This is a genomic window from Methylocaldum szegediense (assembly GCF_949769195.1).
Taxonomy (GTDB): domain Bacteria; phylum Pseudomonadota; class Gammaproteobacteria; order Methylococcales; family Methylococcaceae; genus Methylocaldum; species Methylocaldum szegediense.
This window is the reverse complement of record NZ_OX458333.1, coordinates 1,789,091-1,815,386: the sequence shown is the minus strand read 5'-3', so window position 1 is coordinate 1,815,386 and position 26,296 is coordinate 1,789,091. Positions and strand designations below refer to the sequence as shown.

Genomic DNA, 26,296 nt, shown 5'->3' with positions numbered 1-26,296 from the left:
CGACAAAAGGAGAACGACTGTGGAAAGGTCGCTACTACGGGGAGCCATCTTGATCGGTTTGTCTTTGGCGCACGCCGGATGCGCGATGTTTGGCCGGTTTGACCCGGTCGACTTTTACGAACGCGATCCGAAATACAGCCTGGCACTTCAGATCGCGCTCGCCACCGGACTGACAAGGCCGAACGTCTATACCGGGAAACCCGAGCCGATCAACGATGTGCCGCGGGCGCAGCTGGCCGCGGCGTTGAAGGGCACGGGGTCCGGCGCCGCCGGCCGAGAGCTACTTCATGCAGCGGGACTTGCGACCGGCGTCCGCAAACTGACGGGGGCAGGAATCGCGCCGCCCGGGTTTTCGCCGGCCGGCGCGGGCGTCATGTCGATTCTGGGCGTGCTTACGGCCCCCCCCTCAGTGAAGCACCCTGCGTTGTCGAATCATTTTCTGGTGTGGATGCCGAAAAGCGAGGCCGCTACACGGAAGGACGCAATCCACAAACTGGAGGAGCTTTTGCTCAAAGCGTATCTCGACACTCTTCCAAGTCCCTACACCATAAAAGGCACTGAAACCGTGCTGTATCCATTCCTATTTGGCGAGGACAAGATTGAGACCCATTACTTGGTCCGGGGAGGCGTGTGCGATATAGGCAAAACCAAATGCGCATTAACGCCGTCTGTTCACGAGCCCTACGAAGTAGATCGTGGCCCATCCTGGCAGAGCCCTGGGCCGGTCTATGTCTGGCATAACTGTTTACCGGGACACACTGGCGACTGCCCTGGTGCAACTATTCGGACCTATTGCGCGGACTACGATGACGCCGGAAATCCAATCAACGTTAGAGACTTACCTTTAGCCGGCGAAGCGGAACATCTCCAAAAGATGAGCGCACTATTGCCCGACTGGGTGTACATCTACAGCGCGCCCACGAACGAACGGCCGTATCCCGTCATCTTCCACCGGGGCGAGACGCTGTATTTCATCGAGCCCGAGAACGAATCCAAGAACCAAAAAGACAAGGAGGCATCATGACCGACACGACCTATTCCGATGCGAAGAACCCGGTGGTATCTGACGATACCTGGGCGCGCGAGGCTCTGCTCAGGATCGTCGAGGAAAATATGGCAGAGTGGCGCCGGTCCAGGCGATGGCGTTTCGTCTTCAAAGCGCTATCGTACAGCTTTGTGGCGTTGATGTTGGTAATGACCGCCTATTCCGGGTGGCGGACGTTCGAAGCGCAGCGCAGTCCCCACGCTGCCGTAATCAAAATAATGGGGCAAATTTCTGCCGAATCAGGAGCCAACGCCGATCGAATCATTCAGGGGGTCCGCCGGGCGTTTTCGAACGAGTTTGCGAAGGCGGTCATTCTTGAGATTAACAGCCCGGGCGGCAGTCCTGTCCAGGCCGGCATGGTTTACGACGAGATTAAAGCTCTCAAGATCAAGTATCCGGAAAAAACAGTTACTGCAGTTATCGACGATGTTGGCGCGTCCGCCGCTTACTACATCGCTGCGGCGGCCGATCGAATCTACGCCAGCCGGGCAAGTGTCGTGGGCTCGATTGGCGTACGGATGGATTCGTTCGGGTTTACCGGCCTGATGGAAAAGCTCGGCATCGAGCGAAGGCTGTATACGGCGGGGAAATACAAAGGAATCCTGGATATGTTCACCGAACCTGAACCGGAGGCACTGGCGCAGATTCATGCGACGCTCGCGACCATCCATAGGCAATTCATCGATGTTGTGAAGGAAGGTCGAGGCGAGAGGTTGGCAAACGACCCCAACCTCTTCACCGGGATGTTTTGGTCTGGTGAGGAGGGCCGGACACTGGGTCTGATTGACGGCTATGGGGATGTTCGGCATGTGGCGGAAACGGTCCTGAACCTCGACACGTCACTGGATTACACGCCGCGGGAGGATTTCTGGACGGCTGTGAACAAGTTACGCGCGGAGGTTTCCGGTTTGCTCCAGGGATTAATTAGCCTTATTTCGCTTGTTGAGGGACCGAGGTTACTTTGAAGGATCGACGCCTAAGCCGTGTCCCTTCGAGCACCTTGGCTCGCTCGGTTGAAGCTCGGGATGTTCGCATCAACAGCCAAATCCGGATAGCCATTGGTCTTCTGTTTTTATCGGGGATATAGCTTTAACCCGGCGTTTGGAGCGATTGACAGCCGATCAATTTAGAGACAAAAATTAGAACCGTCTCGACGCTTCACCGTCGCGGCAGACCTAGCTGGGGTCTCTAATAAAACAGCCCGATGCCAGCCGCAGGGGAATTGTTCCTTACGGCTACGTAACCGTCCAAGACCTCCATCTCGCGAGTCGGCGTTCCGCCATTCGCCAATCCCGATCTGACCGAGCGGCCAGGTCAAAGCCTGACCGTTTCCCAGGATTCAATCCGAATACGTTGGTCCCTTTTCCTTTGTCCTTTGTCCTTTCTTCGGAGAGGCCAAAGGAAAAGCGGACTTTTCATGCGCTCGTTCCGACGTGACGAGCGTTGATCCTGCTTTTGGCAGGCGTTCCGCCGCAAGGCGGCGGGGAAGAGGCTCTTCTCCGCGCCGGGTGCGTCAAGCCCGGTAAGGCAACCGCTGCGGACAATCCGCAGCCCTTCATCAACCCCATTGGGGCGTCATGCCCCGTGGGGGCATGGCGCCTCGTGTTTTCAAAGGAGGCTCCATGGCTAAGGAAGTCATCAGGGCTCTTTTCGGTTTCCTGGTCCTTTGCGCGACGGGACTGTCACTGATCCCGGAGATCGAGGAGCGGTTCTGGTCACTCGTCGAGAGGGGAATCAACCTCTTGACGAACTGATTGTTCGAGACACCGGCCTGCTGCGGATGCATCGGGCTGCGCGTGCAACGTGTTGTTTGACTCCCCATCCACAGCATATCGCTCCCCTCGGAGGAGCCGTAGGCGTCCCTTCGGTTCCAGGACGGCGAGTGTTTGTCCGAGAAGATGCATATCGTTCCGATAAAAGGCTTCGATAGCTGTCCGCTCCAATAACTCTCGTTGTCCGGCGATAACGGTCAAGGTCAAGCAACTACCTCCATCAACAACCCGTTAGGGGAGACTCATCCCCTGGCGGGACGTGTCTCCCCTGTTTTTTCAGAGGAGAGACACACCATGAAACGAGGAGACGTAATTTTTTCAAGAATCGCCGCCCGCATCGACGCCCAGGATAAGCTCCTGGAGATGGCGGCCCTCAAACCCGCGACCGTCGCGGGTGTACTTGTCCAGAACCCGGAGCTGTTCCGGGAACTGGACGACGATCTGGCCAAGGCCATCGTCTTGTCGCTGATCGACCGCGGCCAGGCCGGTACGCTGGGGCGACTCCTGGCAACCAAATCGATCGGCCGCCGCAAGTCGGCCCTACTTGCCGAGCTACTCCTTCGGAATGCGCTCGGCGAGTAGAACGGCCTGAAGCAAGCGGGACGCAGGACCCCCGTCCTCGTCCCGCAACGCCAATGCCGCCTTTTCCAGTGCGGCATTGTGTTCGTCGACGGTTCGGGGAGGCTTCATCACGCCGGTCATGGTTCGAAAAGCCTTGAGTTCGGCTTGAGTCAGCTTGAGGCGATTGCCTGATCGGATCATGTCGTCTCCGTAAATTCGATTCCACCGTTGTGTGCCATCGTACCGCAGCGGTGGAACAACGCAAAGACGGCGCTGATTTTGATATGCAACCCCGAAGGGGAGGTGACATCCCCTTTGGGGATCCTGCGCCTCCTCTTCGGGTGAAACCCTGAAAAGGAGAACAGAGATGTATCAATCTTTTCCAATCGCGGAAACCTTCGGGATCCAGGCTCCGCCCAAGATGACGGTCGAGGGTTTCGCCGACGCCAACCATCCCAAGATCCCGGCCAAACGGGACTACGTATTCCGCAAGGAACCTTTGCGGGATGTTTTGGCATTCCTGAACGTTCCGAACGGTGATGGCCTGTACATCACCGGTCCAACCGGGGCGGGCAAGACCTCGTTGATTACCCAGGTCGCGGCCCGGCTCAACTGGCCGGTGCATGCGGTGACCTGCCACGGCCGACTGGAGCTGAACGACTTGCTCGGCCAGTTCACGCTGGTCAACGGGAGCATGCAGTTCGTGCATGGTCCCCTGGCCCAGGCGGTCCGAGACGGTCACCTGCTCATCCTGAACGAGATTGACCTAATGGACCCGTCCGAACTGGCCGGGCTCAATGACATCGTCGAGGGACAACCCCTCGTGATTCCTCAAAACGGTGGGGAAGTGATTCGGCCCCATCCGAAGTTCCGCCTGATCGCTACGGGCAACAGCGCCGGTAGCGGCGACAGGAATGGGCTCTACCAGGGCGTGCTTAGACAGAACCTCGCCTTTATGGACCGTTTCCGGATCTTGGAGATCGGTTATCCGGAGCCGGAACTCGAAGACACGGTGCTCGCAAAAACGGTGCCGGCAATGCCGGCCGTCATCCGGGAAAAGATGATCCGGGTCGCGAACGAGATCCGGAAACTCTTTGTCGGGGGCGATGCGGGCGCCGGGATGCTCAGCGTCACCATGTCCACGCGTGGACTCATTCGCTGGGCCTCGTTGACCGTGGCGTTCAAGGGCGCGCCGAACGCCCTGGAGTACGCCCTGGACCGGGCCTTGGCCTTGCGGGCCGAACCCGAGGAACGCCTGGCGATCCACCGGATTGCGGCCGATGTCTTTGGCCAGGATTGGCAGAGTACCTGACATGGACACATACGACCTGTACCGCTTCACGCACGCGGACGGCTCGTCCAAAGACTGGGCAGTACGGCAGAACGCCAATGGCACCGTGACCACCCGCTGGGGGCCAACTGGGCCGGTCCTGCCGCAGAGCAAGACGCGGCGAGGGGATAAACGTAACCTGGTTCAGGCCAAGCTGAGGAAAGGCTACGTCCCCGTCGGCACCGTGCGGATCGACAAGGAAGGCCGGGTCCATGCCGTGGATTCGACGCCCGCAACCAGGTCAGAACCCGAACAGAAACCCGAAGACGCACTCTACTGGCGCATCCGGGTTGGCGTATCGGTCCCTCATGCGGCATTGGCCGATTGGGCCAAGGCAGTAAGTGACGCGGCTGACCGCCTGGCCGAGGTGCTCGGATGGGCACGTGGCGAACGTTCCGATTTCGAGCCGGGCGCCATCGGCAACTGGCGGATTCCGGGAACACGGACCTCTGGAGCGGGCCAGATTCCGATCACACAAAGCGTCGTCCCTTTGCTTGTGCTGATGGCCATGAAACGGCTCGCTCCAGAGGGTACGACCATGTCGGTCGCGACCGAAGACGGTATCGAGGTCGGGACTGATCTTAGAGCCGAAGCCAGGCTCCTAGCCCAGTTCGGGACAGACCTCGAGGGCGTCAGGCCATTGGCCGAGGCACTGGGGCTAATTGAACCCCGCATAAACCTGTCTCGGGCAATCCAGTCAGATCACGACTGGTGGTTCTGACCTATGTATGAGTTAACGCTCCGGTTGTGATTCCACATCGGAGCATCCTGAGTGACCCCGAAGGGGCGCATCAATTCGCCCCTGGGGCGTGGTGCGTCCCTTCTCTTTTGGAGACGCACCACCATGAAAGAAACCACTCAAATTCTCGACCGCCTGCGTGTGGTCAAAATCGATGCCCACATTTGGGGCGGGCGAAAGAAACTCCGTAAGGAGGATCTGATCTTGGCTGCCGGCAGCGAGTTGCCGCCCGAGGATCTAGCCTCATTGGGGTCGAAGAAGATCGTCGACCCTGCGGAACTGGCTGTCTTCCACCGCCTGAAAAAGGAAGCAGAAAGAACGTGCCTAAAGGCTGGCACGCGCTTCCTTGGTGGCTTTGCCGTCCCGGAAGGATCGATCGACGCGATCCGCTCCGAACTGGATACGATAGCTTCGGAGTTCAAAGCGGCCCGGGATGCATTCCTCTCCCGTTACGACCAAACGGTAGAGGAGTGGATAGATCGGCACCGCCGTTTTGAGACCGCAATCCGCCGTGCGGTGGAGCCGATCGAGGCGGTCGCTGCTGGAATCAGCTTTGAGTACGTCGTGTTCCGGGTATCTCACCCGGAATCGACAGATGCCGGCGGCAAGGCTGACGAAACGCTCAACCGCAAGGTTGGCTCACTAAGCGAAACTCTGTTCCGAGAAATCGCTCAAGAGGCTAACGAACTCGTGGAGAGTTCCCTTCTGGGACGCGAGAAGGTCACCCGCAAGGCCTTGAGTCCCCTCAAACGGATTCGGGACAAACTGGACGGGTTGGCGTTTCTCGACCATCGAGTTCAGCCGGTGGTTGAAACGATCGACGGCTTGCTGGCCCGGACACCGAAAAGCGGACCGATCGAAGGGCAGTTTCTCAGTGAACTGGTAGCGACCGCATTGTTGCTGTCCGACCCCGAGAAGACCAAGCGTCACGGGGAAGGACTGTATGAGGCGGAGTTTGCTGTGACGCCTCATCAGAACGTCGAGAGCGCTTCGGTCTCTGTGCCAGAAGACAATCCGCCAGAACCAGAAAACGTTTCCCCGATTGACCTTTTCGGCGACCTTCTGGATGAGGTCGACCTGGCTCCGTCTCCAGAACAAGAGACGGTACCGGCAATGGTACATGAGATCGGGCTGCCAAAGCCTGTTCCCGAACCGGCAATGGCAGAAGATTTCTGGTTCTAGGTCAACAACCCCGAAGGGGCCAACCTGATCCCTTCGGGAGTACGGTTGGCCTCCTCTGTCTCGAGGTTAACCATGAAAACGAATAGAACTTTAAACAACGCATTCCCCATCGTCGCCGCGGCGTTGGGAAACAATCTGGGCGTCAAGGTCATCGTGGGCGGAGAGGATGCCAGAACCAACGGCGACACGATCCAGATACCGGCCTACGACGGGGACGATCCGGATTACCGGGACGTCGCCTGGGGCTACCTCGCCCACGAGGCGGGCCATGTCCGTTTCACAGACATGGAATGTTTTCGACAGGCGTCTCAGGTGCCGATACGGAAAGCCATCCTCAATGTCTTGGAAGATGTGCGAATCGAAAGGCAACTTGCCGAGATGTATCCGGGTACCCGGCTGACGATCGAGAAGACGATTCGCAAGATGATCGACCAAGGGGATTTTGCGATGCAGCCACCCAACGCGCATCCGGCCGCCGTATTGGAGAGTTTTCTGTTGTTCCATCTTCGGACACGGGAACTCGGACAAACGGCCCTGTCCGATCTGGCGGACGAGGCGGAACGCCTGCTGGAGGAACGGTTTCCGACCGGCGCGGTGACTCGGTTGTTCGGACTCCTTTCGGAGGTTCCACGGTTGGGAAGCACACGGGACTGCCTGATCCTGACGGATCGAATCCTCCGCATGATCGAGGAGGAACTCGCGAAGGCCGAAGAGGAAGTGGAAAAACCGCCACGCGGTGAATCTGGAACAGGTGGCGCCTCCGACAACACCCAAGCCGACCCTGGCAACACCGATTCTCCTACGGGAGATCCAGACGAAATCGCCCAGCCAAAGGCCGATGCACCGGTGGGCGATTCGGACCAGAACGCTCCGGCGGACGTCCCGAACGGACCTGCCGACGCAGCGCCAGCGGGTGATCCGCATCCAGCAACCGATGGAAACGGTGTCTCTCCGGCCTCGGTCCCATCAGACGGCAAGGCTGACGATTCGGTCCGTGTCCTACGGGCGGTACTGTCAGCGCGAGCCGAGGATGTCGGTCAGGATCTCTTCGAGTGTGCTCGGAAGACCTTGAGTCTCACGACATCCCAAGCCTCGAATCTGGTCCTTCCAGCGGCTGATGAGCCACCGGAAAACCCGGAGAACGGTCGCGCGCTCCTCGACAAGACGGTACTGGAATCGACCCGCATCCGCTCCAAGTTACAGGGACTGGTGCAAGCGAGTCGTCTCAAACGACCGGCCCTGAAGTCCTTGGGACGCAAAATATCGGGTAACCGGCTCCACCGGCTCGCAACCGGTGATCCGCGGGTTTTCGAGCAGCGCTTGCCACAAACGGCGCCCAATACCGCCGTGCATGTGCTGCTGGATCGGTCGCCATCAATGAGGGACACGGTGGTTCACCAGCGGCGCATCGACATCGCCTGGGAGGCGTGCGTGGCGTTGGCGCTGGCGCTGGAAGGTATACCCGGTGTGAATCCGGCAATCACGGCCTTTCCAGGACACGAGGGCCGTGCCGACAGCGTCTACCGGGTGATGGACCACGGTCAACGGGTTCGGCAGCGGGCGCCCTACCTCGGTTTTGAAACCGACGGCGGCACACCGTTGGCTCAAGGTCTCTGGTATGCCGCCAGCCGCGTGCTGGCCTGTCGGGAACCGCGCAAGGTCATTTTGGCGTTGACGGACGGAAAACCCGACAGCGAGGCGGCGGTGCGCGACATTCTCGACCGGTGCACCGCGAGCGGTATCGAAGTGGTGGGAATCGGCCTCGGGATCACGGTCGGACATCTTTTCGAACGGTCGATTTCGATTCTGGAGATCCAGGAGCTGCGAGAGCGATTGTTCGAGTTGTCCAGCGATCTCCTGATCGCGGCTTGAAACCCATGCGCCGGCCTTGTGCCGGCGCCTTTTCCCCTGTCCTTGCCAGTAGCGAGGCCAGCGGAAAAGCGCATTTTTCATGCGCTCGTTTCGACGAGCGCTGATCCTGCCATTGGCAGGCGTTCCGCCACAAGACGGCGGGGGAGCTGCGACTTCTCCGTGCCGGGTGCGTCAAGCCCGGTAATCCACAGGGTCGAATCGCCGAGGGCGATATCACGTCTTTTTCGCTATGGGTTCCGTGGTTTGTTCGGTTAACCAGCATACCCCGGAGCGATCGATCTCAACCCGCCGAAGGGGGGTCGCTCCCGGACGGGGGTTGATCCCTTCGGCTTGTTCGCGGAGGGATCATGAGACCTAAAACAGTTCAAAAGAAGCTCGAAGCGATCGCCGATGACCTTTTCGGCGTCACGGAGAGCGAATACGAGGCCATCTGCCGCTACTATGGCCTTACGCTGCCGCCGCTTGAAATCGTCTTTCGCCGCTGGCCGGGAAAAGGCGAATCCGAGCTGGCCAAGCTGCTCGTCGGCGGGCTCAATGGTGGAGATCCCGCCGAGCTGTTCAAGGACCTTACGGAGGAGGCGGTCTTCAAGCTCCACGAAGACATTTTGCAGCGGACGTTGAGTACGCTAGACGATGGTCGCGTGGGCCAGAAAACCCGGCAATCCATATTCGAGTGGATTGCATCGAACGACGAACAGCCGTTCAGCTTCGTCATGTGCGCCCGCGTCTGCGGGTGCGACCCGGACACGTTGCGGGAGCGGTTGTTTTCATATCTCCGGCGGCAGGAACGCCGGAATGCACGTGCGGCCTGACCTAGGGCTCGCGTGCAAGATGTAGCGTTGGTAAACTTTTTTTCATCATCCCTTCGGGAGCCGGTTTCCCGAAGGTGAGCTGTGCTCCCGTTTTTGACAGGAGCACAAACAATGAGCACGACTATGACGTTGCCGATCGAAATCTACGACATTTTGGAGCACCACTTTGGGCATGAGGACAGCCGCAAAGTGGCGCAAGCCATCGAGGCGAGCCTCACGCTGATCGAAACCCGCAGCATCGAGGTTGCCCAGCAGAAAAAGCTGGAGATCATCGAGGAACTGCGGAAGGAGCTGGCGAGCAAGGAGGATCTCCTCTTGCTAAAGGAAAGTCTATATCAGGACATTGAATCCTTGCGCAGGGAATTACTTGCCGTAATCGGTCGGGTCGATGCCCGAATCGACGGCTGGGAGCCGCGCATGGCGACCAAGGCGGACCTGGTCCAGTTGGACAAGAAGTTCACCATCTATTTTCTGGTGCTCCTGTTCGCCATTCTGATCGTAAACAAGGATGCGATTACTCTGCTGGGAACTCTACTGGGCCTGACCCGGTAAGTCCTTATCCTCCGTTCTGGTAAGCAGGACGGATGTTCAATCTCCATCGGGGAGACCCACTCCCCGACGGGGCAGGGGTTTCTCCGATTTTTGAGGAAGAATCCCATGAGCACAACGCTATATATCCGCGATCGGATAGGGGACTACATTCCTGCCGATTCCGATCTCATCATCGCCGAGGCCAAACGCCGCATCGCCGCCAAATTCCGGCGGGGAGCCGCCTTGACCTCGCCGAATGCGGCACGAGATGCCGTACAACTGCATCTGGCCGAGTACGACCATGAGGTCTTTGCCGGATTTTTTCTAGACAACCAACACCGAATCATTGAATTTTCAGTGTTGGCCGAGGGCACGATAGACGCCGCCGCCGTATATCCGCGTGAAGTCATCAAAAAGGCCCTGGACTGCCAGGCAGCAGCCGTGATTTTCTGTCACAACCATCCGTCTGGTTTTGCGGAACCCAGCCAGGCGGACAAGGCTTTAATTATGCGGCTCAAGAACGCATTGAGCTTGCTGGACATCCGCGTTCTCGACCATTTCATCGTCGGCGCCGACGAGGTGTATTCCTTCGCGGAACACCGTTTGTTGTGACCGACGGCCATTGTCATTCACCCCACCGGGGAAGCGCTTTCCCAGGTGGAACGCTTCTCCGGTTTTTCATGGAGAAGCGTTGTGAAAAGATCAAGAAAATGCCGGGCTCCGACACGAGCCCAGCTGAATCATCTGGGGTCCCTGATTACGTTTGTCGACCATGGAACCGAGCGCTGTCTCGGCTATCTCCTGGTCGTCGCCGGTCACGGTGTTTTCGAGCCTAACTTCGGGCGGATCGATGTGACCCCTGAAGAGGCTGAACTGCACAACCGCGCTCTCAGTGCTGCTGAAATCCAGGGGCTTGATGAGACCTGCGAGATCGGTCAGGGCGCCGTGTTCTACCCCGTTGAGGCTCCGGATGGGACGCTCATCGTGTCCACCTGGATCGGTGACCGTGTCGCCGAGGCCACTCGAACGGGGAACCGGATCTATTTCCGCCGAAACGGAAAAACGTTCGTCGGTCGAGGCAAGCCGGGTACCGCCGTCTTTTTCAAGAGGACCGGCTAACCGAACCGATCGTCACTCTATTTCACCCGTCCGGGGCCGTACATTCCCGGAAGGGGCATGACGTCCTCGGACTCTTTAAAAGGAGGATGTCATGCTTTCTAAGCGGCGCGAGCGTTTTTTCAGCATCTCCTGAAGGTTCGTGAAGTCTCGAATGAGGGTCTCGTCGCGATGTTGAGAGATTATTCGCACCGGATGCCTCTGCTGGAAAAAGCGGCCGTCATTCGAATACTGACGCTCAGGCATTATGGTTACGCCTACGGTTATTTCGAGGCTCGGCGAGAGCTTCGGAAAAAATTGAAAGAGATGGGAATCTCCTGCTAAGCCGGACCTGCCGGCAGATTCCCAAACGAGCTTTGTGTGGTCACACACCACACGTTTCCAATCTGATCCCCCTGGGGGGAGACGCGCTCCCCGTCAGGGGAAATCTGTCTCCTTCGGGTGGATGTCCTGCCATCCGCCCCGTTCGTCGGGGTTTCCTTCAGCGCCCCCGGCGGACGTTGAGGGAAATCCCGATGGCGGGGTTTCGTTTTCAGGAGGAGACACAGCATGACTAGATCATCTTTGGAATCGCGGGATGTGCGGAACGCGGCCCGCGGCGCCTGGGTGGCTATCCTGGGTGATCTCGCGCCAGAACTGGAGGCCGCCTTAGCAAGACCCGGACGGCATGTGCCGTGTCCAGTCCACGGAGGACGGGACGGCTTCCGGTTATATCCGGATGCCGAAAAAACCGGTGGTGGCATCTGCAATACCTGCGGGGCCTATCCGGATGGCTTCTCGCTTCTGATGTGGCTCAAGGGATAGCAGTACCCTGACGCACTTAAAGCCGTGGCGGGTGTTTTGGGACTGGTCGGCACGAAACCGGTCGCGCCGGTCCGCCGACGCCCGGCCGCACGTCCGACCGTTCGCACGGATGATGCGAGAACCCGGCGCGTTCTCAGGGCCATCTGGAGAGCCGCACGCCCGGTCGACCATCCGGATGCGGAACCCCTGCGCCGCTACTTGGTGCATCGGGGGCTGACGGTCAGCCTATCCGGGGTGATCAAGTACCATCCTTCGCTTCAGTATTGGAGCGAGGAGGGTTACTTGGCCGGTGTGTTCCCGGCCATGCTCGCTTTGGTCGTGTCACCCGATGGGAAGCCAGTGACGATTCACCGGACCTTTCTAACGCCTGAAGGTCAGAAGGCTCCGGTCGAAGCCCCCAAAAAGCTGATGTCTGTCCCGGCAGGAAAATCCTTACCCGGAGCTGCCATTCGGCTAGGCGCGCCGGGCCGCGTGCTCGGGGTCGCAGAAGGCATAGAGACGGCTCTTGCCGTTCAGCAGGCAACGGGACTTCGGTGCTGGGCGACGATCAGCGCGTCGCTCATGCAGTCGTTCGAGCCGCCACAAGGCGTCGAACGACTCCTAATCTGGGCGGACAACGATCCGATCCGAAACGGAAAGAAGGCCGGCCTCAATGCGGCGGAGGCGTTGCGAAAGCGTGTGTCCGATCGCGGACTTGAGACGGAGATCCTCTTGCCAGACGGGTTCCTACCAGCGGAAGGGAAGGGCGTCGATTGGTTGGACGTCTTGGTTACACAAGGTCCGGCCGGATTCCCGTTTTCGCGGTTGGTGGATCGGTGTGCTGCTTAGGAAGTGCGGAGTATGGGCACCAATCCAACGCTCATCGTCGACACGACACTGGTCAACACGTCTCCGGGCGGTTATCCGAGCAATCCGTTCGCGCCGCCTGCTGGTTGGGAGGGCGATGCCGAGGCCTACGTCCAGTTGATGCGGGAACGCTTTCAGCGGGCCCCATGGTTGCGGCAGTGGCTTGGTATGGTCGCTTTCTATCACCGTAACGGACGACCGTACCGGGTTGTCGGCCCTTGGCGAGAAGCCATGGTAGGCATCATCGCTGCGGTATGCCGGCGGCTGGAACGAAGTCGAGTGGAGGAGGATGCCTCCATCGACGAATAATGAGTCGAAAGAGCAAAAAACCGGATGCCTGCCGAATGGCAGGGTCCGGTTTTTATCGTTTTAACTGGCAGCGAACGGGTTTCTCACCTCGAGTCGCTCTTCGATCAATTGACCGTTCTGCAGATCCTCGGTGTACAAGACATCACATCCAGCGAGAAGTGCAGACGCGACGGTCAAAGCATCGTACATCGAGAAACCGTAGCGTTCCGCGACCTGAACGCCAAGATCGTGCGTCTCCAGACTCAGCGGCTCAATTCTGCAGATCAGCCGGATGGGAGTGAGCACATCGCGAATCTCGGCGTACGACATGCCGAGCTTGCGGACGCCGATGGACACAAATTCGTTGAGTACCTGAATACTGATCACGCCGCCCTGGCTGACAACCGCCTCGGCACGATCGGCTTTGACCTCATCCCCTGACAGCAAGTACAGAAGGACGTTCGTATCGAAGAACGACGCCTTAGTCCCGCGCATAGGCTTCGAGTCGATCGAACTTGAAATCAGGGGGAAGCCGGCCGCGATATTTCCTGAGTCGGCTCAACAACTCCCGCGCATCGGGTTTTTTGCTGATTTCGAAGGTCCGATCGCCCGCGATCTGGATTTCAATTTCATCGCCTTCCTTGAGATCGAGCGCCTCGACGACGGCTGCGGGCAGGCGGACCGCCAGGCTGTTCCCCCATTTTGCAACTTGCATCGCAGTCTCCATACGCAAAGGATATACAAACGCCATTGTATATCCATGTGCCCGAGATTCAAGCTGGAACGTCGGAAACCGCGATTTCGACCGGTACCTGGAACTCCCGACAACCCGAATCCCACTCCGAGACGAGATCCTCACAACACGAGCACACGCCTCGGCCGATGTTATAGTCCACACGGGTCCAATGGCAGGGCTGCTGAGTGTTGTCGTCCCAACAGGCGTGGAGATCGTCGCACCCGCAACCGATACAAACGGCAACGTTCATTAACTTTGGCAATAAACCCATGCCTCTTTCCTGGCCTTGTTAACTGATAAGAACCGCCGAACTTACGTGTCAGGTCCCGCATGATTGTAAACCCTCTTTCGAAAAAGATGAGGATGGGACAGTTGCCAGTTTTTGAGAGCCTGAATCGGGGTGAGATGGCCTAAGGCCTTTTGGGGAATGTGGTGATTGTACAGGTCGACATAGCGGTGCAAGGTGGTTTCCAGATCGGCGGTTGAATCGAAGTGATGGGTTTGCAACACCTCCTCGATGCGGCCATTGAAGCGTTCCACCAGGCCATTCGTTTGGGGCCGTCCCGGCGGAATCAGGCGATGTTCGATGCCTTGTTCAGTACAGAGGCGGTCAAACTCATGCGTCCCCGAGGGCTGCCGAGTTCGGGTCAGGAAACGGTCGGTAAACTCCGAGCCGTTGTCGGTCAGGCATTTCTGGATGCGGAAAGGCGCGGCCTGAATCACCGCTTTGAGGAAGTCCTTTGCGCTTAAGGCGGTGCGGTTGGGCTTGAGGGCGACATAGACCCAGCGGGTGGCACGGTCGATGGCGGGCAAGTACTTAACATCCAGGTGAAGGAAGCCGGGCTCATAGGCCTTGAAGGGTTTGACCTTCGCCTTCTCCGTAGGCGGAAGCAGGGTCTTGAGGGATGCCACCCCGTGGCGGCGCAGGCAGCGGTCTAGCCCGGAACGGGACACGGCGGGATTGAGAAATTCCCGGGTCACGGCCAGGAGATCATCCAAGGGGAGGAGCAGAGCTTGGCGGAGGTAGACCACGATGGCTTCCTGGGCGGGCGTGAGCGTGGTTCTGAGGGTGTGGGGCCGGTGTGAGGCATCTTCGACCGAGGAGCGGTGTTTCCACTTGCGGACGGTCGTTCGGCTAATGCCGTGCTTTTGGGTCAAGGCGCGCTCGCTCAACGTGGATGCTTGAATGGCCTGCCGAACGGCCGGGGTGGTACGGGCGTTCTTATGAAGACGAATCTGCATGGAGAGGAACCTCACTTGGACGGACCGAAGATCTCCTGGAGAAGGCTCCGGGCTTCGAACAGAGCATAACTCCTTCTGGGTAAATAATCATACGGGACGTGACACTTACCGCGATTACGACAGCGCGATTCGGCATCACCTCAAACCGGTTTTCGGCAACATTCCGTTACGCGAGCTTAGCACCCGTCAGATTCGCAAATGGATCGCCGGACTGGTGATTTCGGCAAAGCGTATCAACAATATTCTCATCCCGTTACGCGGGATGCTGGCGGAAGCATACGCCGACGGTATTATCGAGCGGAATCCCATGGACCGGATTCGGAACCTTGCGGTGCCGACAGAGGAGCCCGATCCATTCACACCCGAGGAAATACACGCCATCCTCGCCGCCTGCACCGATCCGCAACACCGCAATCTGTTCCAGTTCGCCTTCTGGACAGGGCTGCGAACATCGGAAATGATCGCTTTGGAATGGAAGGACATCGACTGGCGGCGAGGTGTGGTGCGGGTGATGCGTGCTAGCGTCAGAAAGCGCATCAAAGGCGCGAAGATCCGCGCAGGAGAGCGGGACGTGTTGTTACTGTCCCCTGCGCTCGAAGCGCTCAATGCGCAACGACCGTATACCGAGTTGCGCCACGGACGGGTGTTCCATAACCCAAGAACGGGCGAGCCTTGGGAAACCGATGGCCAGATCCGAAAAACGGCGTGGACGCACATTTTGCGCCAGGCAGGAGTGCGATACCGCAATCCTTATCAGACGCGACACACCTTTGCGAGCACTTTACTGTCAGCGGGCGAAAATCCGATGTGAGTGGCGCAGCAGATCGGCCACAAAGATTGGGCCATGATCCGTAAAGTGTACGGTCGTTGGATTCCGGAGGTCGATCCGGCGGCAGGTCACAAAATCAGACAGCTACTTTGTGACCATCCTGTGACCAAACGGAGCCCCAATTTATACCCATCTAGACCAAATGCTGATTCTGAAAAGAATTGGGGAAATGCTGGGAAACCCCGCGTATAGCGCGGTCTGGAATGGCCTCGGTAGCATCGAGGACGTTAGGAAATTGGTGGAGGCGGCGGGAATTGAACCCGCGTCCGCGAATCCTCCGCCTTCGGCTCTACATGCTTATCCGACTCTATTGATTTAACCGGTCGCTACCCGAGCGGCAGGGAAAACGGCCGGCGATTCCGGTTGGGTTTTAGCGAATCGGTCCCGGACAAACCTCATCGCGAGCTTACAATTGGGTCACCCCTGAAAGCCGACGCCTGTAAGCGGGCTTCGGATCAGAGGCTGGCCGGATTAAGCGGCCAGAGCGTAGTTGTCGTCGTTGGCAACTATATTGGTTGCAGATTGATTTACGAGGTTATCTGCACCTCGGCATGCACCTCCGGTTTTGCGATCCCCGTCGAAGCCAGGTCGCCCCCAAGGTCAAGAGAGTAGACAGTATACCGGCAAAAAAGTTTCGAGCAACGGGCTTCTAAGTGCACGGCAATTGTTTTTTAGGGCAGCTTCTGTTGGAGCAAACCGAATAGCTGCCGCCCCCTGCCCAAAAGGCTTGTGTACGACGAACAAGGCATAAGCCCCATAGCTCCTCGCGGAGGAGCTTCGGTTTGCGCAAGGTCGGAACAATGTTCCGGCCTTTAGCGCAGATGCAATCCCAGAGGCGGGTGGTCTTCAGGGGTTCAGAGATCGTCCATCCATTCTGCATCGCGGATAAAGCGGTGCTTCTCCTGTTCTTCCATTTCCGCGAGGTTCGTGAACACTTCTTTGGCGTGCGGGTCGTCGACGATGCTCGCAGCATCTTTGTAGAGTTCGATTAACGCATCGTCGAAGGCCATAGCGATTTTTATGACGTCGTCGACGGACATATTGGGTCGAACGGCGCAATTCTTCAGCAGTTGTTCAACGTTGGAGCCAGGAGAGTATTGGAGCCAGAGGTTTAGGATGCTCTTGCGAGACCCATTTTCGAATCGCTGCATCGCTTCTTCGCGATTTTTTTCGTGGCGGCTCAGGTAATCCAAGAGCATTTTTACCCGAGCCTGGTCGTTTTGCTGGTTGAGTGAGTCGTAGAGTTCCGTCAGCTGGTTGTGGAGGTGAATACCGTAGTCGAGCACGTCTTTAACCTGCTCGAAGTTGTGCATTTGTTGTTCCATAGGACACTCCGAAAACGAAATTCGGCGGTTTGCGCTTCGAAGCATCGCTCTTTTGAGAAAACAAGGCAAGAGTGGAAATACGGGGGCGCGTGACTGCCGGACGGGCCACCTTGCAACGTTCGAATAAATTTTGGCAGTACTGATTTTCCTAAGAAATCGCCTGCGGCAGACCGCCGCGATTTATCTACCGTCGTCGGGGAATGACCTGATAGCTGGCCATCATGCCGGCGTCGATATGATCGTTGACGTGGCAGTGATACATCCAGATGCCGGGATTGTCGGGTTTCATATCGAGCGTGACATGGGTACCCGGAAGCAGATTGACGACATCGACGCGGTGCCCGGATTCGGTGAGCGTATTTCCATGCCAGTGGGGAGTATGAAGGTCGACCTCGGTTCCGAGGGAGAGTTGATACCAGCGTACCGTTTCGCCTTCTGTCGCTGTGAGTCCCGGCAAGTTGTGAAAGACGTAGCCGTTCATGCTATGCATCAAATTGCTTTCGATGAAATTTTCATCATCTTTATTATCGGCGGCGGCCGGTGCGAAGGCGCCGATGTTTTTGTCGAGAAAGAAGCTTTTGTTTTCGTCGAACACCGTGAAAAGGACGACGAATTCCCGGTCGATGCCTTTCACCTTACCGTTCCTTTGCAGAGTGCCCGGGCGGTATATGATGATGGGGCCTATCAAGCCGGTATTCGTATCGGCGACCTCATTGACATGGGAGTGGTAGAGCCAAACGACCGAACTCGGGTCCTTGGGCCCAGGACCTGAGCGTTCGGGCACTTGCCAGACATAGGTGTGAGTTTCGCCCGGTTCGACCGAATCGTCCTTGCGGTCGTCGCCGGATGTGCCGTCGGCGTAATGGGTGCCTTCGCTGTCCTTTCGGTAGAGCACGCCATGTGGATGGAGTGAGATCGGCATATCGGCTAACTTATTTTTCAACACCACCTTGATAGTGTCGCCGACGTTGGCGCGAATGACGGGGCCCAATATCCCTAAATGTTGCCACTCGCGTGGACGCTCCTTGACTTTGGTAAAGTTGGCGTCGGTGTACTCGAAATAGCGCGCTTTGTAATACTGTCGGCCGATTCGATCGGTTTTATTCCCCTCGACGAATACTTTCTCATTCTCATTGAATTCTTCGCCGTGCATGGGATTGATGGGATAGGACGGGGCGTAGTCCCACAACACTTCTTCAGCGGCGATGTAATAGGTCCGCGTCTCGCCAGCCGTAGCTGTTCCGGAAAACAGGAGTAACGCGGCTAAGTGAGCGAGTAGGCGACGGCTTTGAGGAGTGATCATAAATCTGAATCAGGATGTCTATGGACGAATAGGTAATGATAATCACTATCATTCAAAGTCACCAGTGTTTGTCCGACGCAAAGAGGCGGCTGGCTTTTGTGGTAGTATTTGAGCGCTATATATGGGATTAACCCCTTTTTCGGGTCTCGGGCCCGTCACGCGTTGTCCATGAACGAACACACACTTACCCATCTCAAGCAACTGGAAGCCGAAAGCGTCCACATCATCCGCGAAGTGGCCGCCGAGTTCGAGCGTCCCGTGATGCTCTATTCGATTGGCAAGGATTCCGCGGTGATGCTCCACCTTGCGATGAAGGCGTTTTATCCCGGAAAGCCGCCTTTTCCGCTGCTGCATGTCGACACGACCTGGAAATTCCGGGAAATGATCGAGTTTCGCGATCGCCGCGCCCAAGAACTAGGACTGGACCTCTTGGTCCATGTCAATATGGAGGGCGTGGAGCAGGGCATCAACCCGTTCACCCATGGCAGTAAGAAGCACACGGATGTCATGAAAACCGAGGGCCTCAAGCAGGCTTTGAACAAATATCGATTCGATGCGGCTTTCGGCGGGGCACGGCGGGACGAAGAGAAGTCGAGAGCGAAAGAGCGGGTTTATTCCTTCCGTGACCGAAATCATCGCTGGGATCCGAAGAACCAACGTCCGGAGCTATGGAATCTGTATAACGGCAAGATCAACAAGGGCGAAAGTATCCGCGTGTTTCCGCTGTCGAACTGGACCGAGTTGGATGTCTGGCAGTACATTCACTTGGAGAACATTCCGATCGTCCCGCTGTATTTCGCGAAAGAGCGGCCGGTGGTTCAGCGTGACGGAATATGGATCATGGTGGACGACGATCGCATGCCGCTAGAGCCCGGTGAAAAACCGATCCTCAAGATGGTCCGTTTCCGGACCCTCGGGTGCTATCCCTTGACCGGAGCCGTCGAATCGAGTGCAACCACCTTGCCCGAAATTATTCAGGAGATGCTGCTGACTAAGACATCGGAGCGACAGGGGCGTGTTATCGACCACGACCAGGCGGGTTCGATGGAGGAGAAGAAAAAGGAGGGCTATTTCTGATCCGTTCTATGGAAGGTGCCGAGCGTCCGTTCGACGCTAGCGGTTGCGTCCGACCCATTCATCCAGTGAATTAGTCTATGTCACATCAGTCCGAGCTCATCAGTTCCGATATCCACGCCTATCTCGCCCAGCATGAACGCAAAGAATTGCTGCGTTTCTTGACCTGCGGAAATGTCGACGACGGTAAGAGCACCCTGATCGGGCGTCTCCTGCACGATTCAAAAATGATTTATGAAGACCAGCTGGCCGCGATCAAGAAAGACAGTGTCAAATCGGGCACCACAGGCGGTGATATCGACCTGGCGCTGCTCGTCGACGGGCTCCAGGCTGAGCGAGAGCAGGGCATCACTATTGATGTGGCCTACCGATATTTTTCCACGGCGAAGCGGAAATACATCATCGCCGACACGCCGGGACACGAGCAGTATACCCGGAACATGGCGACCGGCGCGTCCACCTGCGATTTAGCCATCATTCTGGTTGATGCGCGCCGCGGCGTGATGACGCAGACCAAGCGTCACAGCTTCATCGTATCCCTGCTCGGGATCAGGCATGTCGTGGTCGCTGTGAATAAAATGGATCTAGTCGGTTACAGCCGTGACGTATTCGAGCGCATACGCAGCGATTATCTGGCATTCGTCGAGAAGCTGGACATCCACGACGTTCGCTTTATTCCGCTTTCGGCCTTGAAAGGGGACAACGTCGTCAGCCGCAGTGAAGAAATGCCTTGGTACCAAGGTCCCGCGCTCATGGAGCTTTTGGATACCATCGAGATCGCCAAGGACCAAAACTTCACGAATCCGCGCTTCCCGGTCCAGTATGTGAACCGGCCGAATCTGGATTTTCGCGGTTATAGCGGCACCGTGGCTGCCGGTATTTTCCGCAAGGGAGATTCGGTAACCGTACTGCCGTCGAGGAAGACCAGCCGAATCAAATCCATCGTGACTTACGACGGCGAGTTGGAAGAAGCGTTCCCGCCGCAGGCCGTCACCATCACGCTCACGGATGAAGTCGACGTGAGTCGTGGCGATATGCTGGTGCGTTCCGACGATTTACCGATGCTTGGCACCCGGTTCAAAGCCCATATCGTTTGGATGACCGAAGCGCCTTTGGTTCCCGGCCGGCAGTATTACGTAAAACAGACCACCAAGGTCGTCAACGGCTCGATCTCCAGGATCCATCACCGGGTCGATATCAACACCTTGGAACAGCTTCCGGCGGATCAGCTCAAGTTGAACGAAATCGGCTTGTGCGAAGTCGCTCTGAGCGCGCCGATCGCTTTCGATCCTTACAAAGTCTGTAAGAGCACCGGTTCGTTCATCGTTATCGATCGCCTGACCAATGTCACCGTCGGTGCCGGCATGATCGTCAGTCAGGCGGACGGCGAAGGCGGCTTGCGGCGCGTGACTGCGGAAGAGCGGAGTGCACGCTTCGGCCAAAAGGCCGTGACATTGTGGATAACGGGTGAGCGCCGGCACGATATAGCCTACGAGTTAGAACGGAAGCTCTTCGACGTCGGACACGCTAGTACGGTGCTGGAAGACGAGGCGCCGGCCGAGCAGGTCCGCCTTATCGTCGACCAAATCAACCGCGCTGGGCTAATCTGCTTATGCCCTTGCGAAGCGAGTCTGGATGTCGACGGTCCGACCGCGCTCCGGATTTCGGCCGACGATATGAGCGCCGACGAGGTGCTTACGTTGTTGAAGGAAAACGGGATTCTCGAGTTCTGATCGTTCACCGCGGGTTTGCGTTTTCGTTCATTCTGCCTTGGCCGTAGGATGGGCGTTCCAATACCGGCCGTTTTCCGTGCGGTAAATTTCCAGTTTCAAATCCCCCTGTCGGTTACCGACGAGCACAGAGAGTGCTCCGGTTTCCGCCGTATTCAGAACGGGGATGCTTTTTGCTTGATAGCGCCTCAATACCGCTCGATGAGGAAACCCGTATCGGTTTAGAAAACCGGCGGGAATGAGGGCGTAGCGTGGGTTCACGGCCTCGAGGAAGGTGGAACTGGAAGACGTATTGCTGCCGTGGTGAGGTACGATTAGGATGTCGCTGGCCAGATCCTGCCCGTAACGGCTGATCAAGAGTCGTTCAGCGGTTTTTTCGATATCGCCGGTCAGGAGCGCGCTACCCCCAGAGGCACTCACCCGCAACACGCACGAGTTATCGTTCTCACGCTCACTTTTTTTGATGGGCGCCAGCATTTCGAACTTGACGCCATCCCATTCCCAAGCTTGTCCTGCTTTACAGCTTTCTGTCGGAAAATTCGGCAACTTCTCCGGCGCGCTGGTATAAGTGCGACCCACGGCAAATCGCTGGAGCAAAGCGTTCGCGCCACCGATGTGGTCGTTGTCGCCATGGCTAACGATCAAGGTATCGATGCGTTCGATCCCGCGATGACGAAGATAGGGTTCGATGACGGCGGAACCGATATCGAATCCGCTTCCGAACCGGGCTCCGGTGTCGAAAATCAGGATGTGTTCGTGGGTCTCGATGACGGCGCCTAGCCCCTGGCCAACATCGAGCAGCGTAAGGTAAAAACCGGACTGTGGCGGCCGGTTCGGCTGAAAGGTGATTGCCGGTACGGCCAGGACGAGGCCGAGCCAGCGTGCCGGAATGCCTTTGGGAGACAGCAACAATACGAAGCCGAGCAGCGCGAGCGGAATAGTCCAAAACGGCGGTTCGGCGTGAGTCCATTGCGCCGCCGGCAAATCGGCCATCCATTGAAGAAACGGCCAGGTCCATTCGAGCAAGCGTGATGCAAAGATAAGCAATGCTTCGCCTATCGTCGGCAAGACCGGCAACAGTATGGCTCCAATTAAGCAAACTGGAATCAGCAGCAAGCCGACCACGGGTACGGCGAAAAAGTTCGCGATCGGTGAAATCAGGGAGACCTGTTGAAAAAACAGTATCAGCAGGGGTGCAAGTCCCAGTGAAGTGGCCCAATTCACCTTCAGCATCGCCCGCCAACCCGCGAGTTTTCCTCTCCGGTAAGAAACAGTGAAAAAAATCAGCGCGACGGCCGTGAAGGAAAGCCAGAATCCCGGCGAAAGAACGGCCAACGGATCGTAGAGCACGACCGCCAGCAGGGCTGTTGCGAGGACATGAAAGCCGTTGAGGTGGCGCTGACTGATGATGGCACCCATGACGATTCCGATCATGATCATGGCGCGCTGAGTGGGTATCGCGAAGTCCGCTAATGCGGAGTAAAAAAGTGCGGCGATGGAAGCGGAAACGGCCGCCACGTTCGGCGGCGACCAGCGCAAAGAGCCTAAGCCGGACCAAGTTCGGCGCACGAGAAAGAAGACGAATCCGGCCACCAAACCGATATGCGAGCCGGAAATCGCGACGAGATGAGTCGTGCCGGTGCGCCTCAGCACATCCCATTGATCAGATGTAATGTCTTCATCGACCCCCATGATCAAGGCCTTGATAATTCCGGCTAATGGTTCGCCGTTCAGCGTTACTGAAAGACGGTCGTAGAGGGCTTGTCTCCAGACTTCGAAGAAATACCGACTGTCAGCCGTATCGAGACGTCGATTGTGCGAAGACTCGGTGACATATCCGACGGCGCGGATGCCTTGGGCAAACAGCCATCGCTCGTAGTCGAGACCACCTGGATTCAACATTCCGTGCGGAGGTTTGAGCTTGACGCTGAGCTGCCATCGCTCGCCGGCTCTCGGCGAGATCCGGAGGTCATACCAGCTCAGCCGAACGCGCGACGGGAGGGTGAGATTGTCGGGCTCGACCGTTCGTTCGATATCGAAATAGAAGCGGAAGCCTTGATCCATCGGCTGGGGAATGGTTCGAATGACGCCTTCGACGATGGCTGCTTGTCTTTCGGTGGTTGAGGGAAGACTTTGGCTGAGTCGGATGTCGGCAAAGGCGAGCGCCCAAACGACACCGAACACAAATGCCGTCGGAAAGCGGAGCCTATAATATGCGAGCAGGCCGAGTGCGAAGCTTAGGACGAGATAAACCCAGCGGCCGGGTAAATCCTGAAGCAGCTGGACCGCGCTGATTCCGCCGACGACACCTATGGCGAGCGGAAGAACGGACGGGCTACGGGTTCGTGGATGGAAAATTTCATTCAACTTTGAATTTCAAGTCCGTACAATAGCTCGCCTTTTATTATAAAAATAGTTCACAATCATCCCAATCAAGGGCCATGCCTAAAAAGTTTCTTAGACGTTATTTACCGGATTCAAAAAAAATAAAAGAGATTAAAGCGCTGGAGTTTTTAGGGGATAAGCTTCACTCGCCGAATCTATTGCATCTGAATCGTCGCTCGGTATCACGGGCTTTCGCCATAGGGCTGTGGGCCATGTATACACCGCCACTGCCCTGGCAACAAATCATCGCCGCAGTGCTCGCGATTTACTTCAACGCCAATTTACCCATCGCTGTGACCTTGGTTTGGATCACCAATCCACTGACGTGGGCGCCAATGTATTATTTTGCCTATAAGATCGGCGCTATCGTGATGGGGCAAACGGCTTTCAGCTTTGATAAATTCTCGGAGCTGTTCACAGTCGAAAAAGCGCTGGAGTTGGGGGCTCCGCTTCTGGTAGGTTGTGCCATTTTGATGCATGTCGGCGCCGTTTTAGGTTATTTCGGCATCGATTTCCTATGGCGTCGGTCCGTACGGCATCAGTGGGAATTGCGGAAATTTCGGAATTCGAAATTAAACACGGCGGTTTTGGTTCGGGAGAGCCACTCCTCCTATAAGAAATTGCTGGAACACCGACAGAAGCACGAAAAAGGTCGAGTGGCTAGCTTGCCGAGGTCCGCCAGAAAGAAATTGACCTAGCGTGTTTCTAGATCGGGTGTGGGGGCGGCAAATTCATTCACATTCGGCGCGCGAAACGCACGAATGAATTTGCCCCCACACCGGAGGATGGAAACTCAAAAGTTTCTGGCCATGGTTCGCTTACAATGCGGGTCAGGATGGGGGCATCTCAAGGCGTGACGATGCGCCCGTCTTCTAGGCGTAGAATCGTATCCATTCGTTGGGCTAAGGACGGATCGTGAGTGACCACGACGAAACTCACGCCGTTTTCTTGATTCAATTCCAGCATCAGCTGATACACCTGTTCCGCGGTTTTCCGATCCAGGTTTCCGGTCGGTTCGTCGGCCAGCACGCACTTCGGTTTCGTAACTAGCGCCCTCGCCACCGCTGCCCGCTGGCGTTCGCCGCCCGATAATTCTCCAGGCTTGTGTTCCAGGCGTTTGCCGAGCCCGACCCGCTCCAACATCGAGGCGGCGCGTTTTCTCGCCTCGGCTATCGGCAGTCCTGCGATCAAGAGCGGCATGGCAACGTTTTCCAGCACCGTAAATTCGCCCAACAGGTGGTGGAATTGATAGACGAAACCCAATACCCGGTTACGCAGTTGCGCGAGCTTGCGTTCATTCAGCGTTTCGATGTTCACGCCGTCCAACCGAACTTGCCCGCGGGTCGGTGCGTCGAGCCCTCCGAGCAAATGCAAGAGTGTGCTCTTGCCCGAGCCGGACGCCCCCATTATGGCGACTTGCTGTCCGGCTTCTACGGAAAGCGTAATACCCTGCAGTACATCGACGCTCAGGTTGCCCTGGGTATAGCGCTTGTGCAGGTCGCGGCACTCGAGCACCGGCTTACTCATAACGGAGTTCCTCGGCCGGTTTAATTCGAGACGCTTGCCAGGCCGGATAAATCGTGGCCAAAGCGGAAAGCAGGAAAGCCATGCCGGTGATGCGGTACACGTCGGACCAGAGCAATTTCGACGGCAGTTCGCTGATGTAGTAAACGTCGGCGGAGAGGAACTGGATACCGAACAGTCGCTCGATCACCGGTACGATTGTCTCCACATTCCACGCCAGCAAAACCCCGCCGACGCCGCCCAACAATGTACCGAACGTGCCGATGATCGTGCCGAGTACTATGAATATCCCCATCACGTCCCGAGGGGTCATACCCTGGGTTCTGAGGATGGCGATATCCGCGCGCTTGTCGGTGACCACCATGACCAGCGTCGAGACGATGTTAAAGGCAGCGACCGCGACGATGAGCAGAAGGATGATGAACATCACCCGTTTTTCGGTTTGTATGGCTTTGAAGAAGTTGCTGTGAGACTGCGTCCAGTCGGCGATTTGATACGGCCCGTCGAGTTTGGGGCCGAGATCTCGTGCCACGCGCTGCGCGTAGAATACGTCCTCGAGTTTGAGCCTGAGTCCCGATACGGCGTCGTCGAAACGAAACAGCCTGGCGGCATCCTCTAGTTGGATCAATGCTAGGTTCCGGTCGTACTCGTACATGCCCACCTGGAAAACCCCGACCACCGTGAAGCGCTTGAGTCGCGGTAGAATGCCGGCGGGCGTCGCCGTGAGTTGAGGAGTGATGACCGTAATCTTGTCGCCGGTGATGACGCCTAGATAGTCCGCCAGTTCCGAGCCGAGGATGATGCCGAATTCACCGGGTTGAAGCGCTTCGAGGCGTCCTTCTACGATACGGTTGGCGACTTCGGAAACGCGTGGCTCGTAGTCGGTCATGATGCCGCGTAGCATCACTCCGCTTACCCGGCGGTCCGAGTTGAGCATTGCCTGTCCTTCGATGTAAGGCGCCCAGCCGAGGATCCGGGGATCCTGTTGCAGAGCACTTTCAAGCGAGCGCCAGTTTCGAAGCTGGCCGTCCAGACCGGAGATGGAAGCGTGAGACGTCATGCCGAGAATGCGCTCACGCAACTCCGCTTCGAATCCGTTCATCACCGAGAGTACGGTGATCAAGGCCGTTACGCCCAGAGCGATTCCCAAGACGGAGGTGAAAGTAATGAACGAAATGAAGCGCGTGCGACGTTTGGCCCGTGTATAGCGCAGGCCGATGAAAAAAATCAGTGGTCTAAACATGCGCCGA

General features: G+C 57.3%; 29 protein-coding genes and 1 other RNA gene. 20 read left to right on the top strand and 10 right to left on the bottom strand.

Annotated elements, in window-relative coordinates; genetic code table 11:
* Positions 1 to 19 precede the first annotated feature (19 nt).
* The 4 genes from QEN43_RS07770 to QEN43_RS07755 all read left to right on the top strand — a co-directional run bounded on the left by QEN43_RS07770 (position 20) and on the right by QEN43_RS07755 (position 3,399).
* A complete protein-coding gene (locus QEN43_RS07770; protein ID WP_317963910.1) occupies positions 20 to 1,024 on the top strand; it encodes a hypothetical protein in 1,005 nt (334 codons plus the stop codon).
* On the top strand, positions 1,021 to 2,010 hold the full coding sequence (locus tag QEN43_RS07765) for a S49 family peptidase (RefSeq protein ID WP_051331342.1): 990 nt from the start codon (positions 1,021 to 1,023) through the stop codon (positions 2,008 to 2,010). Before QEN43_RS07770 ends, QEN43_RS07765 begins: the two co-directional genes overlap by 4 nt.
* 657 nt (positions 2,011 to 2,667) lie before the next feature.
* Positions 2,668 to 2,799, top strand: coding sequence for a hypothetical protein (locus QEN43_RS07760; RefSeq protein WP_268870446.1), 132 nt, complete (start codon positions 2,668 to 2,670; stop codon positions 2,797 to 2,799).
* A gap of 312 nt (positions 2,800 to 3,111) precedes the next feature.
* Positions 3,112 to 3,399 carry a hypothetical protein gene (locus tag QEN43_RS07755; protein WP_026608656.1) on the top strand — a complete coding sequence of 96 codons (288 nt, stop codon included), beginning with the start codon at positions 3,112 to 3,114 and terminating at the stop codon, positions 3,397 to 3,399.
* Here QEN43_RS07755 and QEN43_RS07750 read toward each other — a convergent pair.
* On the bottom strand, positions 3,370 to 3,579 hold the full coding sequence (locus QEN43_RS07750) for a hypothetical protein (protein ID WP_026608657.1): 210 nt from the start codon (positions 3,577 to 3,579) through the stop codon (positions 3,370 to 3,372). The genes QEN43_RS07755 and QEN43_RS07750 overlap by 30 nt on opposite strands.
* Positions 3,580 to 3,745: 166 nt before the next feature.
* On the opposite strand from QEN43_RS07750, the gene QEN43_RS07745 reads away from it, so the two are divergent.
* The 12 genes from QEN43_RS07745 (at position 3,746) to QEN43_RS07690 (ending at position 12,919) form a co-directional block, all read left to right on the top strand.
* Entirely contained in the window at positions 3,746 to 4,690 is a 945-nt protein-coding gene (locus QEN43_RS07745; RefSeq protein ID WP_317963909.1) for an AAA family ATPase, read from the top strand.
* Between the two features lies 1 nt (position 4,691).
* Entirely contained in the window at positions 4,692 to 5,429 is a 738-nt protein-coding gene (locus QEN43_RS07740) for a hypothetical protein (RefSeq protein ID WP_317963908.1), read from the top strand.
* Positions 5,430 to 5,552: 123 nt separating this feature from the next.
* Positions 5,553 to 6,629 (top strand): DUF3150 domain-containing protein, encoded by a 1,077-nt coding sequence (locus QEN43_RS07735; RefSeq protein WP_317963907.1) that lies wholly within the window; start codon positions 5,553 to 5,555, stop codon positions 6,627 to 6,629.
* A gap of 72 nt (positions 6,630 to 6,701) precedes the next feature.
* Positions 6,702 to 8,501: a nitric oxide reductase activation protein gene (locus QEN43_RS07730; protein WP_317963906.1), complete on the top strand. Its 1,800-nt coding sequence runs from the start codon at positions 6,702 to 6,704 to the stop codon at positions 8,499 to 8,501.
* A 347-nt stretch (positions 8,502 to 8,848) separates the two neighbouring features.
* Positions 8,849 to 9,313: a hypothetical protein gene (locus QEN43_RS07725; RefSeq protein ID WP_036267514.1), complete on the top strand. Its 465-nt coding sequence runs from the start codon at positions 8,849 to 8,851 to the stop codon at positions 9,311 to 9,313.
* Between the two features lie 111 nt (positions 9,314 to 9,424).
* Positions 9,425 to 9,865 carry a hypothetical protein gene (locus tag QEN43_RS07720; protein ID WP_317963905.1) on the top strand — a complete coding sequence of 147 codons (441 nt, stop codon included), beginning with the start codon at positions 9,425 to 9,427 and terminating at the stop codon, positions 9,863 to 9,865.
* A 105-nt stretch (positions 9,866 to 9,970) separates the two neighbouring features.
* Positions 9,971 to 10,456, top strand: coding sequence for a RadC family protein (radC, locus tag QEN43_RS07715; RefSeq protein WP_317963904.1), 486 nt, complete (start codon positions 9,971 to 9,973; stop codon positions 10,454 to 10,456).
* A gap of 81 nt (positions 10,457 to 10,537) precedes the next feature.
* Positions 10,538 to 10,963 (top strand): hypothetical protein, encoded by a 426-nt coding sequence (locus QEN43_RS07710; RefSeq protein ID WP_317963903.1) that lies wholly within the window; start codon positions 10,538 to 10,540, stop codon positions 10,961 to 10,963.
* Positions 10,964 to 11,131: 168 nt separating this feature from the next.
* The gene (locus tag QEN43_RS07705; protein WP_317963902.1) at positions 11,132 to 11,284 is read left to right on the top strand and encodes a hypothetical protein; all 153 of its coding nucleotides are present in this window, start codon (positions 11,132 to 11,134) and stop codon (positions 11,282 to 11,284) included.
* A 225-nt stretch (positions 11,285 to 11,509) separates the two neighbouring features.
* The gene (locus tag QEN43_RS07700) at positions 11,510 to 11,764 is read left to right on the top strand and encodes a primase-helicase zinc-binding domain-containing protein (RefSeq protein WP_202901057.1); all 255 of its coding nucleotides are present in this window, start codon (positions 11,510 to 11,512) and stop codon (positions 11,762 to 11,764) included.
* A gap of 24 nt (positions 11,765 to 11,788) precedes the next feature.
* Positions 11,789 to 12,592: a DUF7146 domain-containing protein gene (locus QEN43_RS07695; protein WP_051331348.1), complete on the top strand. Its 804-nt coding sequence runs from the start codon at positions 11,789 to 11,791 to the stop codon at positions 12,590 to 12,592.
* A gap of 12 nt (positions 12,593 to 12,604) precedes the next feature.
* Positions 12,605 to 12,919 carry a hypothetical protein gene (locus QEN43_RS07690; protein WP_026608670.1) on the top strand — a complete coding sequence of 105 codons (315 nt, stop codon included), beginning with the start codon at positions 12,605 to 12,607 and terminating at the stop codon, positions 12,917 to 12,919.
* A 60-nt stretch (positions 12,920 to 12,979) separates the two neighbouring features.
* On the opposite strand, the gene QEN43_RS07685 is transcribed toward QEN43_RS07690, so the two are convergent.
* From QEN43_RS07685 to QEN43_RS07675, 3 genes are all read right to left on the bottom strand, one after another.
* Positions 12,980 to 13,393, bottom strand: coding sequence for a PIN domain-containing protein (locus QEN43_RS07685; RefSeq protein ID WP_317963901.1), 414 nt, complete (start codon positions 13,391 to 13,393; stop codon positions 12,980 to 12,982).
* Positions 13,380 to 13,613 carry an AbrB/MazE/SpoVT family DNA-binding domain-containing protein gene (locus QEN43_RS07680; protein ID WP_317963900.1) on the bottom strand — a complete coding sequence of 78 codons (234 nt, stop codon included), beginning with the start codon at positions 13,611 to 13,613 and terminating at the stop codon, positions 13,380 to 13,382. Before QEN43_RS07680 ends, QEN43_RS07685 begins: the two co-directional genes overlap by 14 nt.
* A 333-nt stretch (positions 13,614 to 13,946) precedes the next feature.
* Positions 13,947 to 14,876 carry an IS481 family transposase gene (locus QEN43_RS07675; RefSeq protein ID WP_317963899.1) on the bottom strand — a complete coding sequence of 310 codons (930 nt, stop codon included), beginning with the start codon at positions 14,874 to 14,876 and terminating at the stop codon, positions 13,947 to 13,949.
* Between QEN43_RS07675 and QEN43_RS07670 the strand changes: the two genes are divergently transcribed.
* Entirely contained in the window at positions 14,875 to 15,687 is an 813-nt protein-coding gene (locus tag QEN43_RS07670) for a tyrosine-type recombinase/integrase (protein ID WP_317963898.1), read from the top strand. The genes QEN43_RS07675 and QEN43_RS07670 overlap by 2 nt on opposite strands.
* A 254-nt stretch (positions 15,688 to 15,941) precedes the next feature.
* Here the strand turns inward: QEN43_RS07670 and ssrA are convergent.
* The 3 genes from ssrA to QEN43_RS07655 all read right to left on the bottom strand — a co-directional run bounded on the left by ssrA (position 15,942) and on the right by QEN43_RS07655 (position 18,333).
* Positions 15,942 to 16,301, bottom strand: a transfer-messenger RNA (tmRNA) gene (gene ssrA / locus QEN43_RS07665).
* Between the two features lie 258 nt (positions 16,302 to 16,559).
* Positions 16,560 to 17,030 (bottom strand): hypothetical protein, encoded by a 471-nt coding sequence (locus QEN43_RS07660; protein WP_026608672.1) that lies wholly within the window; start codon positions 17,028 to 17,030, stop codon positions 16,560 to 16,562.
* Between the two features lie 184 nt (positions 17,031 to 17,214).
* Positions 17,215 to 18,333, bottom strand: a complete 1,119-nt coding sequence (locus QEN43_RS07655; protein WP_036267566.1) for a multicopper oxidase domain-containing protein — start codon at positions 18,331 to 18,333, stop codon at positions 17,215 to 17,217.
* A 168-nt stretch (positions 18,334 to 18,501) separates the two neighbouring features.
* Between QEN43_RS07655 and cysD the strand changes: the two genes are divergently transcribed.
* Together cysD and cysN are read left to right on the top strand one after the other, a co-directional pair.
* Complete coding sequence (gene cysD / locus QEN43_RS07650; RefSeq protein ID WP_026608673.1) at positions 18,502 to 19,410, top strand: sulfate adenylyltransferase subunit CysD; 909 nt, start codon at positions 18,502 to 18,504, stop codon at positions 19,408 to 19,410.
* 77 nt (positions 19,411 to 19,487) lie between these two features.
* Positions 19,488 to 21,140, top strand: coding sequence for a sulfate adenylyltransferase subunit CysN (gene cysN / locus QEN43_RS07645; protein ID WP_026608674.1), 1,653 nt, complete (start codon positions 19,488 to 19,490; stop codon positions 21,138 to 21,140).
* Between the two features lie 27 nt (positions 21,141 to 21,167).
* Here cysN and QEN43_RS07640 read toward each other — a convergent pair whose 3' ends face one another.
* Positions 21,168 to 23,504: a DNA internalization-related competence protein ComEC/Rec2 gene (locus QEN43_RS07640; RefSeq protein WP_235726493.1), complete on the bottom strand. Its 2,337-nt coding sequence runs from the start codon at positions 23,502 to 23,504 to the stop codon at positions 21,168 to 21,170.
* A 74-nt stretch (positions 23,505 to 23,578) separates the two neighbouring features.
* On the opposite strand from QEN43_RS07640, the gene QEN43_RS07635 reads away from it, so the two are divergent.
* Entirely contained in the window at positions 23,579 to 24,220 is a 642-nt protein-coding gene (locus QEN43_RS07635; RefSeq protein ID WP_317963897.1) for a DUF2062 domain-containing protein, read from the top strand.
* 148 nt (positions 24,221 to 24,368) lie between these two features.
* Here the strand turns inward: QEN43_RS07635 and lolD are convergent, their stop codons facing one another.
* Positions 24,369 to 25,049: a lipoprotein-releasing ABC transporter ATP-binding protein LolD gene (gene lolD / locus QEN43_RS07630; protein ID WP_026608675.1), complete on the bottom strand. Its 681-nt coding sequence runs from the start codon at positions 25,047 to 25,049 to the stop codon at positions 24,369 to 24,371.
* On the bottom strand, positions 25,042 to 26,289 hold the full coding sequence (locus tag QEN43_RS07625; protein WP_026608676.1) for a lipoprotein-releasing ABC transporter permease subunit: 1,248 nt from the start codon (positions 26,287 to 26,289) through the stop codon (positions 25,042 to 25,044). The genes lolD and QEN43_RS07625 overlap by 8 nt, the downstream gene beginning before the upstream one ends.
* Positions 26,290 to 26,296 lie beyond the last annotated feature (7 nt).

Bases quoted from the DNA above. Each gene is read 5' to 3' on its own strand.
- QEN43_RS07765 (WP_051331342.1), top strand. From the start codon at position 1,021: ATGACCGACACGACCTATTCCGATGCGAAGAACCCGGTGGTATCTGAC.
- QEN43_RS07760 (WP_268870446.1), top strand. From the start codon at position 2,668: ATGGCTAAGGAAGTCATCAGGGCTCTTTTCGGTTTCCTGGTCCTTTGC.
- QEN43_RS07755 (WP_026608656.1), top strand. From the start codon at position 3,112: ATGAAACGAGGAGACGTAATTTTTTCAAGAATCGCCGCCCGCATCGAC.
- QEN43_RS07750 (WP_026608657.1), bottom strand. From the start codon at position 3,579: ATGATCCGATCAGGCAATCGCCTCAAGCTGACTCAAGCCGAACTCAAG.
- QEN43_RS07745 (WP_317963909.1), top strand. From the start codon at position 3,746: ATGTATCAATCTTTTCCAATCGCGGAAACCTTCGGGATCCAGGCTCCG.
- QEN43_RS07740 (WP_317963908.1), top strand. From the start codon at position 4,692: ATGGACACATACGACCTGTACCGCTTCACGCACGCGGACGGCTCGTCC.
- QEN43_RS07735 (WP_317963907.1), top strand. From the start codon at position 5,553: ATGAAAGAAACCACTCAAATTCTCGACCGCCTGCGTGTGGTCAAAATC.
- QEN43_RS07730 (WP_317963906.1), top strand. From the start codon at position 6,702: ATGAAAACGAATAGAACTTTAAACAACGCATTCCCCATCGTCGCCGCG.
- QEN43_RS07725 (WP_036267514.1), top strand. From the start codon at position 8,849: ATGAGACCTAAAACAGTTCAAAAGAAGCTCGAAGCGATCGCCGATGAC.
- QEN43_RS07720 (WP_317963905.1), top strand. From the start codon at position 9,425: ATGAGCACGACTATGACGTTGCCGATCGAAATCTACGACATTTTGGAG.
- radC (WP_317963904.1), top strand. From the start codon at position 9,971: ATGAGCACAACGCTATATATCCGCGATCGGATAGGGGACTACATTCCT.
- QEN43_RS07705 (WP_317963902.1), top strand. From the start codon at position 11,132: ATGTTGAGAGATTATTCGCACCGGATGCCTCTGCTGGAAAAAGCGGCC.
- QEN43_RS07700 (WP_202901057.1), top strand. From the start codon at position 11,510: ATGACTAGATCATCTTTGGAATCGCGGGATGTGCGGAACGCGGCCCGC.
- QEN43_RS07690 (WP_026608670.1), top strand. From the start codon at position 12,605: ATGGGCACCAATCCAACGCTCATCGTCGACACGACACTGGTCAACACG.
- QEN43_RS07685 (WP_317963901.1), bottom strand. From the start codon at position 13,393: ATGCGCGGGACTAAGGCGTCGTTCTTCGATACGAACGTCCTTCTGTAC.
- QEN43_RS07680 (WP_317963900.1), bottom strand. From the start codon at position 13,613: ATGCAAGTTGCAAAATGGGGGAACAGCCTGGCGGTCCGCCTGCCCGCA.
- QEN43_RS07670 (WP_317963898.1), top strand. From the start codon at position 14,875: ATGGAGAGGAACCTCACTTGGACGGACCGAAGATCTCCTGGAGAAGGC.
- QEN43_RS07675 (WP_317963899.1), bottom strand. From the start codon at position 14,876: ATGCAGATTCGTCTTCATAAGAACGCCCGTACCACCCCGGCCGTTCGG.
- QEN43_RS07660 (WP_026608672.1), bottom strand. From the start codon at position 17,030: ATGGAACAACAAATGCACAACTTCGAGCAGGTTAAAGACGTGCTCGAC.
- QEN43_RS07655 (WP_036267566.1), bottom strand. From the start codon at position 18,333: ATGATCACTCCTCAAAGCCGTCGCCTACTCGCTCACTTAGCCGCGTTA.
- cysD (WP_026608673.1), top strand. From the start codon at position 18,502: ATGAACGAACACACACTTACCCATCTCAAGCAACTGGAAGCCGAAAGC.
- cysN (WP_026608674.1), top strand. From the start codon at position 19,488: ATGTCACATCAGTCCGAGCTCATCAGTTCCGATATCCACGCCTATCTC.
- QEN43_RS07635 (WP_317963897.1), top strand. From the start codon at position 23,579: ATGCCTAAAAAGTTTCTTAGACGTTATTTACCGGATTCAAAAAAAATA.
- lolD (WP_026608675.1), bottom strand. From the start codon at position 25,049: ATGAGTAAGCCGGTGCTCGAGTGCCGCGACCTGCACAAGCGCTATACC.
- QEN43_RS07625 (WP_026608676.1), bottom strand. From the start codon at position 26,289: ATGTTTAGACCACTGATTTTTTTCATCGGCCTGCGCTATACACGGGCC.